This is a genomic window from Coprococcus eutactus (assembly GCF_001404675.1).
In the GTDB taxonomy this organism is placed as follows: Bacteria; Bacillota; Clostridia; order Lachnospirales; family Lachnospiraceae; genus Coprococcus; species Coprococcus aceti.
Window position 1 is genome coordinate 857897 of record NZ_CYXU01000001.1, and the last position, 16210, is coordinate 874106.

Consider the following 16210-nt stretch of genomic DNA (forward strand, 5'->3'; position numbering starts at 1 on the left):
CAAATAAAAATTTAATTAACCAACTATTAAATATAATCACCACTCAATCCGTTAAAATCTGTATTGAACCAAATTCATTCACTGTATGTTGTTTATTTTCCGGATATGTTTTCAATAACATTTTATATCCAGAATCAAAATAGGCGGCAGGAAATAAACTATTCAAAGTTAAGAATTCATTTTGACCTAACCATTTTAACCCTAATCTCGTTGGAATCTTGGCAATTCCAACTATCAAATCGCTATAATCTCCTGGATATTGATCGTTCTTTCTAAGCATATATGCATGCTGTGCATGTGGTCTTAAAAAAAATGATGGTGTAGCTTTTCTTAAATCAACCAATGTCGTGTTCTTTCCCTGGTATATTCCTGACTTACTTGTTTCTTGTAAAGCATCAGATATCATTAAAACTATATACGAATACTCTTCTTTTGAATCATAGTAATATACATATTCATGAGAATTGATAGCAACAACTTTTGCTTGATGAAGAGCAAACCACAATGCTACCCAAACATTGTCTACTAAATCAATATACGGAGTTTTAACTCCATAATGTTGTACCAACGGTTCAAAAACGCTCCTATCATACGAATTAAATAGCTTATTACTCGAAATAACATTTTTTATTCTCTTATTATATTTCATTGTAATACTATCCAATTTAGTCTTTCCCCTATATAATGATGGTATCATTTTTCCATCATATAATGATGTTTGACCTCTGAAATATACATTTCCAATTTTATTATTTATATACTTTCCAAAACCAATAAATTGAACTAAATCATGAACAGTCTCGATTTGGAATGTCTTTATATCAATTCCACAATTCAATTTCACAATATTAACATTAACTTCCGATGGAGTTTTTTTATCAAAATTATCAATAATATTATACATGTAATTTACATCCCTTCAGCTTTACTTTTCCGAAGATTTCACCTCTTTAATAATTCTATATCTGAAAGATCAATATCTCCCACCATTAGCTTTGGTAGTAATTCATCTCTCAACAACAATAATTCTTTATTTTCAATTTGATTCGATAAAATTTCTTTAAACATAGGCTCAACGATTTCATCAAAATCAGACATTGCAGCCACTGACGGTATCATCACTTCCATCTTACCAAATTGTGTCTTATTTAAATTAACAATTGTACTTCCTGCCTGTCCAAGCTTATTTATCGTCTCTGCCATTGTATCCATCATTAAATATATATAGTACGGTGAATAATTGGCTTTAGGAACAATTGTATTTATCTGCTGATTAGTTTGACTTGGTTCTGACAATAATACCACAAGTCCAGCAGTTCCAATGCAACTTACACAAATACTATTCTTAGGAAGTGTCTTTTTACTTTGTGAATCTGCTCCCAATACAGACAGTTTTCGCTCTGTATGAACTGTGTAAATGCATCCATGCATATCAGGAATAGTTACAAACGGTACATCTTTGCCATAGTATTCTTCTTTCTTTGTTGAAGGCGTCTTACCACAAACAATTTCATTGGCTAAATCGCCAACTGTACCATCATTCCAATCATCTGGTTTTTCTCCTTCGAAAGGTTCAAAATCCACAAACCAAGATTTATATAATGCGGCAGCCTGCTCCGACAAATTCCTATTTATTCTAGTATTTAAAGCTATTTTATCATCAAGCAATTTTAATATGCGAACTATGTTTTCCTGTACATGCAAATCTGGTATATCTACTTCTATCTCCTTAAATGCTTTTAAAATTATTCTTGGCAAAGCAGATCCTGAAACACAATTTGAAGATATATAATTATATATATTAGGTGATTTTAGTAAATAACATAAAAAATAGGAATTAACTATTTTCTGATTAGGTCTAAATATTGCAATAGATGAGAGCACTGCTTCCTTTTTTGTTTCTGTACACACAAATATTTCCTTTAGATAGCTGCCATCCTTAGCAACTAAAACATCACCTGCTTGTGGTACGCACCCACTTTTTAACATCTTTTCAAAATCCTCTTTACATATTCTTTTGCAATTTGAATAGTCAAAGCCATATGTTAACATATCTTTTACAGAAAACATGGGATATCCATTTGTTTTAGCCTTCGGACTAAAATGAGATCCATCTGTTATTCTAATACATATATCTTTTAATTTATAAATCATAACCAAACTACCCTATATACTTTCTATGTGCATTCTTAACATTACTCTGTTTCACCATCGCATAATGCAATGTTGTATCTATCTTTTCATGCCCCAACAGCTTCTGAACCTGTTCAATCGGCATACCTTTATCTATTGCTGTCGTTGCCATTGTTCTTCTAAATTTATGCGGATGTACCTTCTCAACCTGAATAGCATTTCCCATTCTCTTAAGTCTCGATTCTACGCCGCCTATTTTCAACCTATTATATGGTTGTTTCAAGCCAACAAACAACGCTGGGTTATTATCTATTCTATCATCCAAGTAATTCTGCAGATGTATCTTCGTCCTTGCATCAAAATAAACGATTCGTTCCTTATCTCCCTTTCCAAAAACAACACATTCTCTTTCATTAAAATTGATGTCTACGCGATTAAGTCTTACTAACTCCCCAACTCTCATCCCTGTTGATGCCAATATATCAATCAACGCCAAATCCCTCAACTCCGTACAGTTATCCCTTAACCGTTCCAAGTCTTCATCAGTATACGTTTCCTTTACAGAAGTCGTAGCTTTAACCCTATGTATACGTCTTACCGGGCTTTTAAGTATATAATTTTCATCCTCAAGCCAAGAAAAGAAACTTGACAGATTCCTTCGTATATTATCTATTGTAACCTTACTAACCATATTACTGTTTTGGTACTCTGAAAGATATCCTCGCAAATCATCTGTCGTAATGGCTTTAATATTCTTTCCAATTGAGGTTAACATTTTATCTATTGTATTCCTATAAAATACCAGTGTTCTATCCGAGCATCCCTCAAGACGTTTTGCAGCAATAAAACTATCAACCAACACTTCATCAGATTGATCCGAACCCGTTCCACTCTTCAGCATTGCTCCCTCTAACACATTCTTTAACAGCACTATCTGATCATTAGATAAATGCGGTATCATCTGACAAAGCACTTCATTTATTATCTCTTGATTCATATTGAAATCCTCCTTTACTCCTTACATTATCAAGAGAATATAATAAAAATACAAAATAAATAAAAATTTATCTTTTCATGTATATTGATTATCGAACATATGTTTGTTATAATATAAGAGGTGCTACCCTATTCGGTAGGCGGTTAGCCTTCGCCACAGGAGTTTATAGCCTGTGTTTACATAGATACATCCATTTACGGAAATCTATTACGGAGGTTTGTGCTTATGCTTACAACGGAACTTTTTATAGCCATCATCAGCTTATGCATAACATGCTTTGCTCTTGGTTATGCCGTTGGCTCTAAGAGCAATGATAAGAAATAAGACAAAAAAATAACCGCCCGGTCCTGAGAAAACTTGGCGGTTATTTCTTGTCAACAATATCAGGGCTAACCGTCTATCGGTAGCACCTCTTTACACTTATATTAGCATTTAACCGCTTTTATGTCAAATATATCGTTTTTATTATTTAAGTATAATCATAACAATTACCATTTGTCGGAGTAACTAAATATTCAAATCAGATACATCAAGTTCTCCCGACATAAGTTTTGGAAGTAAAGTATCTCTTAATTCAGATAACCTTTTATTCTCTATTGTATTCATATCTATTAGTTTTTGAATATCATTAGCTTTCTTGCAAAAAGAAATAATACCTTCTTCACTAGGGCATGTAAAAGGAATTGCATTTAATATTCCCTGTGTTAATAGTGGCTGACTCGTACCTATATGTCTATTCGATAAAGCCAGCTCCTGTAATAAATAGTATATAAACATCTGTGATTTACTATTTTTTGCTTCTGCCTTAATTGCATTATCACTTATCCAGCATGGTTCAATTGATAAGTACAAACTACCACAATAAGCACCTACTCGTCCAATAATCACACAGTTCTCAGCGTTTGATTTGTCTGTATAAGAAAGAATCCCATTCCCACCATATACTGGCACTTTTCCCTCTGTATCAGGTCTCTTTTTACCATTTGAAAAAGAGATGATTTCTTCTAATGTATTACTACCGTTATCAGCAATAGTTGGAAACATCTTTGAAAAAATAACTTTCAACTGTTCCGACAAATTCCTATTTATGCAACCAGTGCTAAATTCCTATTTATCCTAGAATTAATATCTATTTTTTCTTCAATTGGCTCTATAAAAGACAGAATTTTTTTCTGTTCACTTAATGGCGGTATATATAATTCCAGCCTATTTAAAGTCTCTGTTCTTAGACTAGGTATTGATGTTCCTTCATTGTATTTTCTCAAGTCTAATAAAGATAAAACATAATACAGAAAATGGGGTAAAACTATCGCATCATTTATTTCTGTATAAAAAAGTGTATCTACGGTCCAAAACGGGTGCGTAACATATCTAACTTTATCTATTGTTCCTTTCCTGCCAATTAATACAGATGGCTTATCATATAGATATTTACTTGCATACCCCATCAAGCCTCCTGTACCATATATCGGAAAAGATCCGTCTAACGAAACAACATTCTTTTGATTCTTTCCATACCGGATAGTTGCAAGCTCTTTCAATGTGTATTTATTATATATCATACCCAATCGCCCTCAACTTCCTACGAATCTCATCCTCCAACTCACGACTCTTATCAAACAATTCAGACAGTTCCGATGTAAGCCTTGTCATCTTCTCCTCGAACGGCTCTCCATCATCCTCCTGTTCTTCTATTCCTACATATCTGCCCGGAGTGAGTATGAAATCCTGTTTTTCAATCTCTGCAATATCTGCAACTGCACAGAATCCCTTCACATCTTCAAGAGTTCCATCGACAAATGCTGTATATGCATCTGCTATTTTCTGAATATCTTCATCTGTGAGCTCTCTGAGCTTGCGGCTAACCATCGTCCCCATCTTACGAGCATCTATGAACAAAGTTTTGCCAGACTGTTTTTTCTGTTTATTAAGGAACCACAATGATACCGGGATCTGAGTTGTGTAGAATAACTGAGTTGGCATAGCAACGATGCACTCTACCAAATCAGCATTTATTATGTTCTTACGAATTTCTCCCTCTCCGCCAGACTGTGATGACAGAGAGCCATTTGCAAGAACCATACCTATCTTTCCTGACGGCGCAAGATGATATATCATATGCTCCAACCATGCAAAGTTTGCATTTCCTGCCGGTGGCATTCCATACTTCCAACGTACATCATCTTTTAACTTATCAGCTCCCCAGTTTGAAAGGTTAAATGGCGGATTTGCCATGATGTAATCCGCGCGCAATGTTGGATGGCGATCTTCAAGGAATGTATCCGCTGCATAAGATCCCAAATCAGGCTCTATTCCTCGTATAGCAAGGTTCATCTGAGCCATCTTCCATGTCGTTGGATTGGAATCCTGACCATATATTGATATATCACTTATATTTCCACTATGCTTTTCTATGAATTTCGCCGACTGAACAAACATACCACCTGATCCACATGCCGGATCATACACACGGCCTTTGAATGGTTTGAGAACTTCCACGAGAGTACGCACAACACATGACGGAGTAAAGAATTCTCCTCCACGCTTGCCTTCCTGCTCGGCAAACATTGACAGACAATATTCATATGTTCGACCAAGAATGTCCTTCTCATTCCCATGTTCAATCATCTGAATATTTGTAAATAAGTCCACTACATCCCCAAGACGCCTCTTATCAAGCTCTGGTCTGGCAAAATTCTTAGGAAGAATATCCTTAAGTCTCTTATTTTCTTTCTCTATAGCTCGCATTGCATTATCTATTATTGTTCCTATCTCCGGAGTATGCGCATTTGCTGCTATATCATTCCAACGTGCTCCTGCAGGTACAAAGAAGATACCTTCTGATGTATATTCATCTACATCTTCCTCAAATCCGTCTCCTTCTTCCACAAGTTCATTATATTTCTCATCGAATCTATCCGATATGTATTTCAAGAAAATCAGACCAAGCACAACACTTTTATACTCTGATGCATCCAGATTTCCACGAAGTACACATGCCGCATCCCAAATCTGTTTTTCAAAGCCTATTTCAGCAGTATTCTTATCAGCCATCTTCCCTCTCCTCCTATGCGCAAATTTTTATTTATCATGCTATAAATTATACACCACGGAATATCAAAAGCAAACAAATAAAACTCCCCAGGCTAGCCATTTATGAAGGGAAAATAACAGATATGGAACATCATATAAATGCAAATGAGCCATATGACAGTCAGGCACACATAGACGAACTCTCACGGATACCCGATGATTTCGACGACTTCAAATACAGTGCAGGCAGATTGCAGTTCTAATTGGTAATTTTGATTACCATTATAAAATAGTTTATACGATACAATTTTATCCAAAAGTCCTAATGCAATTGCTCCATTCTCTCCCTGAGCACTTCCTCCTCAGTGTATGTGTGCTTTCCAAGAAGTTTATCTCGTTTTCCGCCAAATGCCTTATTCAACTTGCCAAGATTGAATCCAACAAGGAATGCGGCAATAACCGTACCGGCTCCCACACTTCCAAGACTATGTATGCAGATCAGACATGTTACGACCGACACAGCCACCATAGAACAGTCAAATCCGATCTTTACCTTTGAAAATTCAATGTGTGTGACCTCTGATACAGCCTGCATGACACCCTCTCCGGCAAGCGGAATAAGATTGGCCGGCAGATAGAAAAAGATTCCAACCGCTATGAATACAGTACTCACAAGCATAAGCACAATTCTCATCGCTATATTATCAGTGCTCGGCAGAAATGTAGCCAGGTAATTGCAGAATGTTGTAAAATATCCGAACACGATTCCCACGACCACCTGAAGCAGATTGATCGGCTTGAACCGCTTCCTGAGTAATAGGATCTGTATAAGCACAAGTGCCGCATGGAATATGATCGTAGCCTTTCCCATCTCTATTCCCCATACACAGGTCATGGTATATGGTATGGAACTCACCGGCGACACACCGAGATTGGATTTTACCGACAGTGCAATTCCTATAGTCATAATAAACAATCCAACGAAATACATTGGAATTCTTACCTTCATGTTCTTCATCTCTTACGTTCCTCTTTTCTGTTGTCTTTTTCGCTGCCCTTCATATTATCGTACACCCTTACAAGAAGTGACTGCAATTCTTCCGTCTCTTCCGTTGTAAATCCCCTCAGCGCCACAGATTCAACTAAGTCAAACTTCTTATTGAGCATCTCCACATACTCTCTGCCCTTATCTGTCAAATACACGTACAGGGATCTTCTGTCCCCTGACTTTGTACTTCTCTGTATATATCCTTTATTCTCCATGCCACTCAACACAGCGGTTATCGATGCCGGCTCTATATGACATCCCGCTGCAATATCCTTCTGGCACGCCCCATCATGATCCTTCAGATAGTCCAGCACCTTGGGCTGTCCCATGGTGAGCTCTGTATCCTTTATCTGACTCAGCAATGCCTTCTGCACCATGAAATGATCCGCCATCAGCAGATAATGTATGGATTTTGTATGTTCGTCCATATGGATTCTCCTCTCCAGATAGTTATAATTCTAATTATTAGAATGCTAACGATATTATACACATATTTTTACCCATGTCAAATCGAACTTCGGTCACCTCCATACGCACAAAAAAGATCCGGGATCATATGAACCACCCCGGATCTCCAATTATTCTTTATTTTATTGAGCCTTTATTTCTTTATGACTGCTTTCTTTGACACTCCTCTTTTCAGAAGGATTGTCTTATAACTCTTAAGCTTCTTCGACGGAACCTTGACGGTCATCTTGGCGTATGTCCCTGTAAATGCACCAGATCCAACTGTTTTTCCTGTCATCTGTGTATTCTTTATCACTACTGTCCTGAGCTTCTTACATCCATAGAACGCCTTGGCACCTATAGTCTTGACGTTTTTGCCCAAGGTCACCTTTGTAACCTTTACATTCTTCTTGAACGCCGCTTTTCCTATCGCTGTGACCTTAAATGTCTTGCCACCAAGCTTTATAGTGTCAGGAACCACAACTGTCTTGGTCTTCTTGACAACAGATACGAGAGTTACCGTTCCCTTGCCATTCAGGGATGCATTTGTGATCTTGTACTTGTAATTTCCATTTGCATAGATCTTACCCACAGCCGCAGTTATGTCAAAATACTTTGTCTGTGTTCCACTGTAATTACCGATTCCCATTATCACAACTTTTGCCTTGCCAAAGTCTTTATTTGACGAATATGCAACTCTGTAATCCTTGCCCGCTGTGAGTGTCCGCTTGCCGCAGGTAACCTTCACCGCTGGTGTTATTGCTTTGCCTGTATATACAGCCGACTTTGTGATTGTCACAGAGGCTTTACTTATCGCCTGCTTGTTTATTGCAAATGTAAAAGTCTTCGAGCCCTTATATCTGCCCTGACCTTTGACAACTACCTTTGCTGTACCGGCATTGGTATTGCTGCTATATGAAACTATGTAGTCAGTTCCCGCATCAAGTGTTCTTCCACGTGATACAACCTTTACGGCCGGTCTTATCGCTGCGCCTGTATATGTAGTCTTGTACGAAGCATTTCCAGTTGCCGCAAATGTAATATTTGCATCAACGCTTATATCCACAACTATCCATGTCCATACAGCCTTAAATGTTATATCCTCTGATACAGCGCCGTATGCAGAATCAGCATTATAGCTTGTTCCGGCTTCATCCTGCCATGCCAGCGCATATCCAGCCCTCGATGTCTTGTAATCAGTACCATCAGACATGGTGATATTTATTTTCGACAGATCAAGAGTTGATCCCTTGTTTACAGATGACGCATACAACTGGTTGCCATTCTCATCTGTGAACACAACCTTTACCATGGTTACACTGTCGCCCTTGCTGTCTACCGGATCCTTGGAATAAATTGGATCTCCACCTATTGACACATCGCCATCAACAATGATCGTTCCATCATCTGACTTTACGCCAAATGAATTTCCACCGGTTGATCCGGATGCATCCGCCGTAACACTTCCACCAACCAGTTTGATAGAATTGTCTGCTGAGATTACCGACTCCCCATCGCCAAGTCCTGATGACTTTGCATCAACAGAGCCTCCTGTGATCTCCACATCCGATGCCGATATTGCCGAAGATACAGAATCTATGCTGTTGCTTCCACCTGCTATCTTCACAGTTCCCGCAGATTCGATTCCCTTACCATCGGACTTTATCTGTATGTTGTCTATCTCAAGATTTCCATCTGTCTTGATCGCAGACGCACCCGGGGTTGTCGCTGATATCTTGGAAGATGTATCCTTTCCAGATACCTTTACATCCGCTGCGTTACTGTTATCGCTGACGCATGTTATACCATCAGCAATCTTATTTTCTCCGCTTACCTTTATGACAAATGTTTCAGAATTGCCCGGACGAACCGTGATCTTCTTTACAGTAGCATTGTCCACGGTTATTCCGCTTGCATTTCCGGTATCAACAATTACATCCTCACCATTTCCTGTGATCGTGTAATCCTTATTCTCGGTAAATGAAACTGATATGATTCCACCAGACTGTGATACCTTTACAGTTGGATTTTCCTCACTGTCTGTGAATGCTCCAACATATCTGCTGTCATTCAGTCTTCCGATGTCAATTACGAAAGGATCTGATAAAGGTGTAGTCACCTCAAGTGCCTGGCTGATCTGACCAGCCTTGACATTTGCAGTTTCTTTTACCCTGCCATATACATAATATGTAGTAAATTCCTTGAGTCCGGTAAACTGAGCACCATTCTGCCATGTAAGCTTTGATGCATCAACATCCTTCTCACTGGATATTGCATACTCGATCTCACCTGCTGCTCCTGACACCTGACCGCTGACGGCCACCGAATCAGATGTTACTGAAGTTTTTGTCAGAGTGACAACTGCGGTATTTTCTCCCTTTGCCACTGTCGCCTTGAGAGTTATGCTCGCTGAGCCGTTTGCCGTTGATATTACCAGTGTATCGCTGTAGCTTCCGGCACCAAGTCCATTTACCGGTTTTACAACTACTGTTGTTTTCTGACCTGCAGAAATCTGACCTGCCGGTGATGAAACGATCTGGAATGCCGTTCCATCCTTAAGCTCGGCCTTTACATCTGAAAGGGTTGTCTCCCCGGAGTTTGTCAGTTCTATTGCTGCCTGATCAGCATTCGAATAGCCATATACGAGGTCTGTCCATGCCTTGTCAGCACTGCTGCATGACAGCTTTCCAGGAGTGCGCACTTTGACAACACACGCCGCCTTTATTCCCGAGCCATCCTTAGCCATAGCTGTGATAGTCGCCGTTCCGGCTGCGAGGGCTGTTATCTTGCCATTCTGTACGGATACCTTAGCCTTGTCTGAACTTGACCACACAAGGGATGTATCTTTTGCATCAGCAGGTGTTATCGTTGCCTTGATCTCATCACTGTCGCCCACATTAAGTGTTATGTATGTCTTGTCAAATGAGATTCCTGTAACCTTTACGGCCGGTGTCTCTGACGGAGTCTCTGTGTCTTTCTCAGACGTTGAACCCGTTGTTGATCCAGTTGAGCCAGTCGATCCGGTTGAGCCGGTTGAGCCAGTTGAAGGATCCTTCGTGTCGTCCTCTGTTGTCATGCCTCCACCTGACTCCCCGCTTATCGTCCTGAGCTCTGACGACACCTCGCTCTTAGGAACTACCTTCTGTGCTGCCTTCTCCTCATCTGTTCCGCTGTTCTTCACATACAGATAAAGTCCGGCTGCTGCACCCACAAGGCTTGCATTATAATCCAGTGCAACCTCGTTCTGGTTATAATCTTCTGAGCTATCTACATAGGATGTACTCGAACCCGCCGGGCCGCCAACCAAAGCACCGACTAGTACATGTGCCTGCTTTGTATATGCATTTCCAGTTACAGAACCCTGATATCCGCTTGAGGCTCTGTGATGAGGGTACTTTGATGAATACTTGTTGTAACCGACAACAAAACACTTTGAACCTGCATTGTTGCCAAGTATGTACCTCATCTGACCATTTGCCCATGATGAATAATCATTCTTTCCATATATAGTATCATACAGAAGACCTGTCATCTGATGAGCAGTGTTATATCTCGCCGATCCCCAGCTGTCTATCAGGCAGAAGTTGTTATCTCCTGACTGTGTCTTGCTTGCTATAAGTCCTGACTGGTTCTCCACGAACACACTCTTCTTTGATGAATTAGGACTGTAGAGCAGAGCCGCCTGAGCCACGTTATTCCAGCAAAGAGCCCAGTTAGGATTTGTTCTGCCACCATATACATTATTGTATTTTGTTGCATATGCTGATTTACCTGTAGCCTTGTACAGAAGAGCCGCCGCAAGGGCATAGTCATCTTCCCATGAATCTGAGCTATAGAAAGTTGATGCCGGACCCGAGCTGTTCTTCTTAGCCTTAGTATCCGCATATGTGAAAAGCTTCTCCGCATAGGAAAGCGCTTTCTTATCCTTGTAATTTATATAATATGCCGCAAGTGCCGCCGCTGTCTCTGAAACGATATCTGTACACGTATCCAAATCAGATGTGAATGTTGCCTGTCCACTTCTTGATGACTGCTTTTCCGGAGCTCCCCAGTATCCATGATCGACATTTCCATCACCGACCTGATAACAGAAAGCCTGAACCGAGCCATCACTTCCAAGGACTGTGCATCTCTCGAAATAAGCAACGAATCTGTCCATGATCCTCTTATAGTGTGCCTCTGTAGCAGTATCCGCAAATGCCTCGGCAAACTCCATGTGCGCAAGTCCTAGAACTGTAGCCGAATATGCCTGTGGCAGACCAAACTTGGCATGATCTCCCGCATCATGGTATCCACCGCTGACATCCACAGTCTTTCCATTATATGTTGTTTTTGCATCCTCAGTATGGCAGTTTGATCTCCAAGAAAACTCACTCTTTGCAGATACATCACTTCCGCACATATTCGCATCATAAAGATACAATGACTCCTGAAGAAGCTTCGCATAGTTGTACTCAACATCCGTATTGATCTCACCTGTATTGTCCCCGGCTCCGCCAGATGATGATGAAAGTGAACCGATAAATGAGTCAAATGCACCTGACTGTGAGCTGTAGTACACCTTGACACCTGTTATAGACACACCGTTTGCCGTACCTGTGTAGCCAAGCTTTGAATAGCTCACGCTCGAACCTGCATTTACTGCACCTGACTTCTTGGATGTGTTTGGATATATGTACAGCTTTCCATCACTGAATACACCCTTGAGGGCTGACCAGCTGCTGTAATCCTTAACTGCAGTTACAGAGCCACTCACATCAGCCACCGCTATCCAGTCTGCTATGTATGAATTGCTCTTGTTATTTATCGTTATCTCTGTCTCGTAGTAGCCGTCTCCCTTGGCTGTTCCATCTCCATCAGCAAGACTTGCGGTTACGCTTGAACTTGTGTTTCCAATTGAATCAAGGTCCGCACTGCCTGATCCGCTGTCGCCTGAACCGCCTGACTCCCCTGATGAACCACCAGAGGTGCTCTTTGTTCCTGAGAGGACCGCTGACACGATCCTGAACTTGATCGTGCTGTTTTCCTGAAGATTGGCAACCTGTATACCAAATGCCACCTTCTCCGTGCTTGTTGTGCTGATAGATGACAGATCAAGTACGGTCTCAAACTGACCGCTCTTGGACAGATCTATCCACTTGTCATTATTCGACCATGAAGAACCATATGACGCAAATGGCATAACTCCCGCATTCTGTCCACTTGCAGCGGTAAATGTGTCAACCGCATATGTGATCTTGAGCGTCTTATATCCCGCATCCGCAATAGCCTTCATGGATGCCAGATCTGATGAAGGCGAAAATCTGATCTCCGCCTTTCCATAATCACTCCACTCATCTGTTGCCGCAGTCACCGTCTTCCAGCCGGTGTCCGGTTTCAGATCCTTTGTGATGCTCTCCGCCTTAGCTGTGATCTCCGGCCAGGTTATACTGCCGATGATCATGCATAAGGTGAGAACATATGCCAGGATCCTGATCGCTGCTTTCTTTCTCATTTTACTTTTCCTCCTTGTACTTCCTTTTTCCTCCTAAAAAATACCCTATTATTAAAAATATAGCACAGAAAACATCTTCATGCGACCCAATAATCCGTCATTATTTATGCGCATAATTACCAATGTTTTCTGTGCTATTTTACCAATACTTTATTAGCAAGTATTCTTTTTGAAGTTTCTATGTCATTTGCCATCTGAGCCTTGAGCTCATCCAGGCTTCCAAATTTCTTCTCACCTCGGATCTGCTCGATAAGCTCCACCTTGATGACCTGTCCATATATGTTCCTGTCAAAGTCGAAGATATTCGTCTCTATGGTGATATTTCCCTTGTCGTTAACTGTAGGATTGTCTCCTATGTTGGTGATTCCCATATAGACTCTGAAAGGATCCTCATGTCCCGTATGCTTCCCCCGGATTATCCTGATCCTTGAAGCATACACACCAGCCGGCGGGTACAGCTTGCGCTCCTCCGGCAGCATATTCGCAGTCGGTATTCCTATTGTCCTTCCAAGCTGTTTACCGGACACCACTTCACCTGTCATACTGTACGGTCTGCCGAGCATCGGAATGACCGACCTCACATCTCCCTCAGAAATATTCTTCCTGATGACAGTTGAGCTGACCACCTCGTCATCCTGTTCCAGCTTGTCTATGACTATGACCTTATATCCATACTCGTCCGCATAGCTTCTGAGGGTATCCACATCGCCCTTTCTGTCTCTGCCGAATCTGTAATCGCTTCCAACCACGACATATCCGGCCCGCATCATGTCCACCAGAACATCTCTGATGAACGCCTTCGGCTCTGTAGCCGCAAATGCATCGTCAAACGGATATTCAACCAGGACGTCAACTCCGGTATCCGATACCACCTGTGCCTTCTCGTCAGATGTGTATATGGTCTTCATATTGCTCACATCAAACACATGATTCTCCCTCATGTCAAATGTGAACACAACGCCCATATATCCCTGTCTCTGAAGCTTCAACACCTGCTCTATCAACAGCATGTGTCCCTGATGGATACCATCAAACTTGCCCAGGGCAACCGCCGTGCGCTCTGTGCTATTCAGTTTTACCTTCTTCGTGTCCTTTATATGAATCATAACTGTCTGTCCTTAATTACTCACCGGAAACATCTTAAATGGCACATACTGCCTCTTCTCATCGCTGTATTCATACAGTGCCGCAAATCTTCCATTCTCATCGAACACCTTGACATAGGTATCCCTGTGTATCTTATTCTCTGCAAATGCATCCGCACTGAGCTTATTTCCATTTGCCAGAAGCTTAACACCCTTCTCAGCTATATGAAGCTCCGGTATATTCGGCATGAGCTTATCCGTTGTTAATATATGCTGCATGAGTGTCCCGTCATCCCTTGCCTTCTCCACCTCATCAAGCGTCAGACTTTCTTCTATAGTAAAGCCCTTCACCTCGGTTCTGACAAGCTTCTCCATCACCGCACCGCAGCCAAGCTTCTCTCCTATATCCCTGCACAGGCTTCTGATATATGTTCCCTTGGAACAGCTCACATCGAATGTCACCCTCGGAAGTTCTACCGACTGTATGGTGATACCATGTATCGTGACCAGTCTCGGCTCTCTCTCTATAACCTGTCCGGCTCTCGCCAGCTCATAGAGCTTCTTACCATTTACCTTGATGGCTGAATACATAGGCGGGATCTGCATGTAATCGCCTACAAAACTCATCACCGCAGCCCTGACTGTCTTCTCATCAGGATATACATCTGTCACGTCTGTCATGACTCCTGTCACGTCTTCGGTGTCGCTGGTCTTTCCGAGAAGCATGGAACATGTGTATGTCTTGTTCTTCTCAGTGAGCAGATCGCACATCTTCGTAGCACTTCCCAGACACACAAGAAGAACTCCCTCCGCCATGGGATCGAGAGTTCCGGTATGACCTATCTTTTTCTGTTTTAATATACCACGGAGCTTTGCCACCACATCAAATGACGTGAACCCCTGCTCCTTATATATATTGATAAATCCATCTATCATAACTATTTCAAATCCAATCCAAAGTCTTTTACATCAGTCCGCTGTATCAGTACCTGTTCCAGATCACATCTTTTCTGCAATTTATCAGCCAAGCTGTTTCTCTATATCCGCAACTATCTCCGCAACTATCTTTTCCGGATCACCTGACATATTGCATCCCGCAGCCTTCACATGGCCGCCACCGCCGTGGCTACACGCGATCTCACTCACGTTCACGATATCATTTGCCCTGAGGGATATCTTGTAATTATCCTCACCAGCCTGATACATGAAGAAAGCAACCTCAGTACCTGATGTCAGTCTGAGCTGATCCACGATTCCATCCGTATCCATCTTGCTGGCACCAAATCTGTCAAAGTCCTCCTTTGTCAGAAGTGTATGGGTTATCTTTCCATCTGCAAACTGCTTCATGTTGAGAAGCGCATAGCCCAGAAGCTTATTCTGTGTGAGCGTCTTCTTGTAAAATGTCTCATCTATGACAAAGCTTGGTCTCGCTCCCTTCTCTATCAGGATTCCCGCTATGGTCATGGACTCTCTGGTGGTATTGCTGTGCTTAAACACTCCTGTGTCGTGGACTATACCGGTATACAGACACTCTGCGCACTGCTGGTTGATCTTTTTCTCATCCAGGAGCTTGAATATAGCCTCCGCAGCGGAGCATGCATCACTTTCCACATAGCACACATCACCAAAGCCTTTGTTAGACACATGGTGGTCTATGCAAAGAGTTCTCTTCGCAGTCTCATAATATCTGACAAATGGTGTGAATCTATCCATATCTCCGCAGTCAAGCGACATAAACAGATCATAGGTCTCGTCATCTGCCTCATGCTTTACAGTAGATGCACCATTCAGGAACATGAATACATCCGGGAATTCCTGAAGATATACCTGAACCCTCTTGTCAGGGTAATTGCTTGTAATATAGTTATACATTCCAAGTGTTGAACCTATACAATCACCATCAGGATTGATATGTCCTGTTATGGCTATGCTGTCTGCGTTCTCTATCTCCCTTATAAGATCGTTCATGATAT

The 16210-nt window shown here is 41.3% G+C and carries 12 protein-coding genes; all 12 read right to left on the reverse strand.

Features of this window, described 5'->3' with window-relative positions; all coding sequences use genetic code 11:
* Positions 1 to 43: 43 nt before the first annotated feature.
* Entirely contained in the window at positions 44 to 904 is an 861-nt protein-coding gene (locus tag ARA78_RS03750; RefSeq protein ID WP_055280001.1) for an FRG domain-containing protein, read from the reverse strand.
* A 38-nt stretch (positions 905 to 942) separates the two neighbouring features.
* A complete protein-coding gene (locus tag ARA78_RS13585; protein WP_082423598.1) occupies positions 943 to 2154 on the reverse strand; it encodes a restriction endonuclease subunit S in 1212 nt (403 codons plus the stop codon).
* 7 nt (positions 2155 to 2161) lie between these two features.
* Complete coding sequence (gene xerA, locus ARA78_RS03760) at positions 2162 to 3130, reverse strand: site-specific tyrosine recombinase/integron integrase (protein WP_055280002.1); 969 nt, start codon at positions 3128 to 3130, stop codon at positions 2162 to 2164.
* 507 nt (positions 3131 to 3637) lie between these two features.
* Complete coding sequence (locus ARA78_RS03765; RefSeq protein WP_156329366.1) at positions 3638 to 4207, reverse strand: restriction endonuclease subunit S; 570 nt, start codon at positions 4205 to 4207, stop codon at positions 3638 to 3640.
* Between the two features lie 8 nt (positions 4208 to 4215).
* On the reverse strand, positions 4216 to 4692 hold the full coding sequence (locus ARA78_RS03770) for a restriction endonuclease subunit S (protein ID WP_055280004.1): 477 nt from the start codon (positions 4690 to 4692) through the stop codon (positions 4216 to 4218).
* Positions 4682 to 6184, reverse strand: a complete 1503-nt coding sequence (locus ARA78_RS03775; RefSeq protein WP_055280005.1) for a type I restriction-modification system subunit M — start codon at positions 6182 to 6184, stop codon at positions 4682 to 4684. The genes ARA78_RS03770 and ARA78_RS03775 overlap by 11 nt, the downstream gene beginning before the upstream one ends.
* A 301-nt stretch (positions 6185 to 6485) precedes the next feature.
* Positions 6486 to 7181, reverse strand: coding sequence for a YczE/YyaS/YitT family protein (locus tag ARA78_RS03780; RefSeq protein ID WP_055280006.1), 696 nt, complete (start codon positions 7179 to 7181; stop codon positions 6486 to 6488).
* Positions 7178 to 7639: a MarR family winged helix-turn-helix transcriptional regulator gene (locus tag ARA78_RS03785; protein ID WP_055273486.1), complete on the reverse strand. Its 462-nt coding sequence runs from the start codon at positions 7637 to 7639 to the stop codon at positions 7178 to 7180. Before ARA78_RS03785 ends, ARA78_RS03780 begins: the two co-directional genes overlap by 4 nt.
* A 173-nt stretch (positions 7640 to 7812) precedes the next feature.
* Complete coding sequence (locus ARA78_RS03790) at positions 7813 to 13152, reverse strand: glycoside hydrolase family 9 protein (RefSeq protein WP_055280007.1); 5340 nt, start codon at positions 13150 to 13152, stop codon at positions 7813 to 7815.
* A 134-nt stretch (positions 13153 to 13286) separates the two neighbouring features.
* Positions 13287 to 14258, reverse strand: coding sequence for a bifunctional riboflavin kinase/FAD synthetase (locus tag ARA78_RS03795; protein ID WP_055273490.1), 972 nt, complete (start codon positions 14256 to 14258; stop codon positions 13287 to 13289).
* A gap of 12 nt (positions 14259 to 14270) precedes the next feature.
* Positions 14271 to 15173: a tRNA pseudouridine(55) synthase TruB gene (gene truB, locus ARA78_RS03800; protein ID WP_055280008.1), complete on the reverse strand. Its 903-nt coding sequence runs from the start codon at positions 15171 to 15173 to the stop codon at positions 14271 to 14273.
* Between the two features lie 84 nt (positions 15174 to 15257).
* Positions 15258 to 16205, reverse strand: a complete 948-nt coding sequence (locus tag ARA78_RS03805; RefSeq protein WP_015534839.1) for a DHH family phosphoesterase — start codon at positions 16203 to 16205, stop codon at positions 15258 to 15260.
* Positions 16206 to 16210 lie beyond the last annotated feature (5 nt).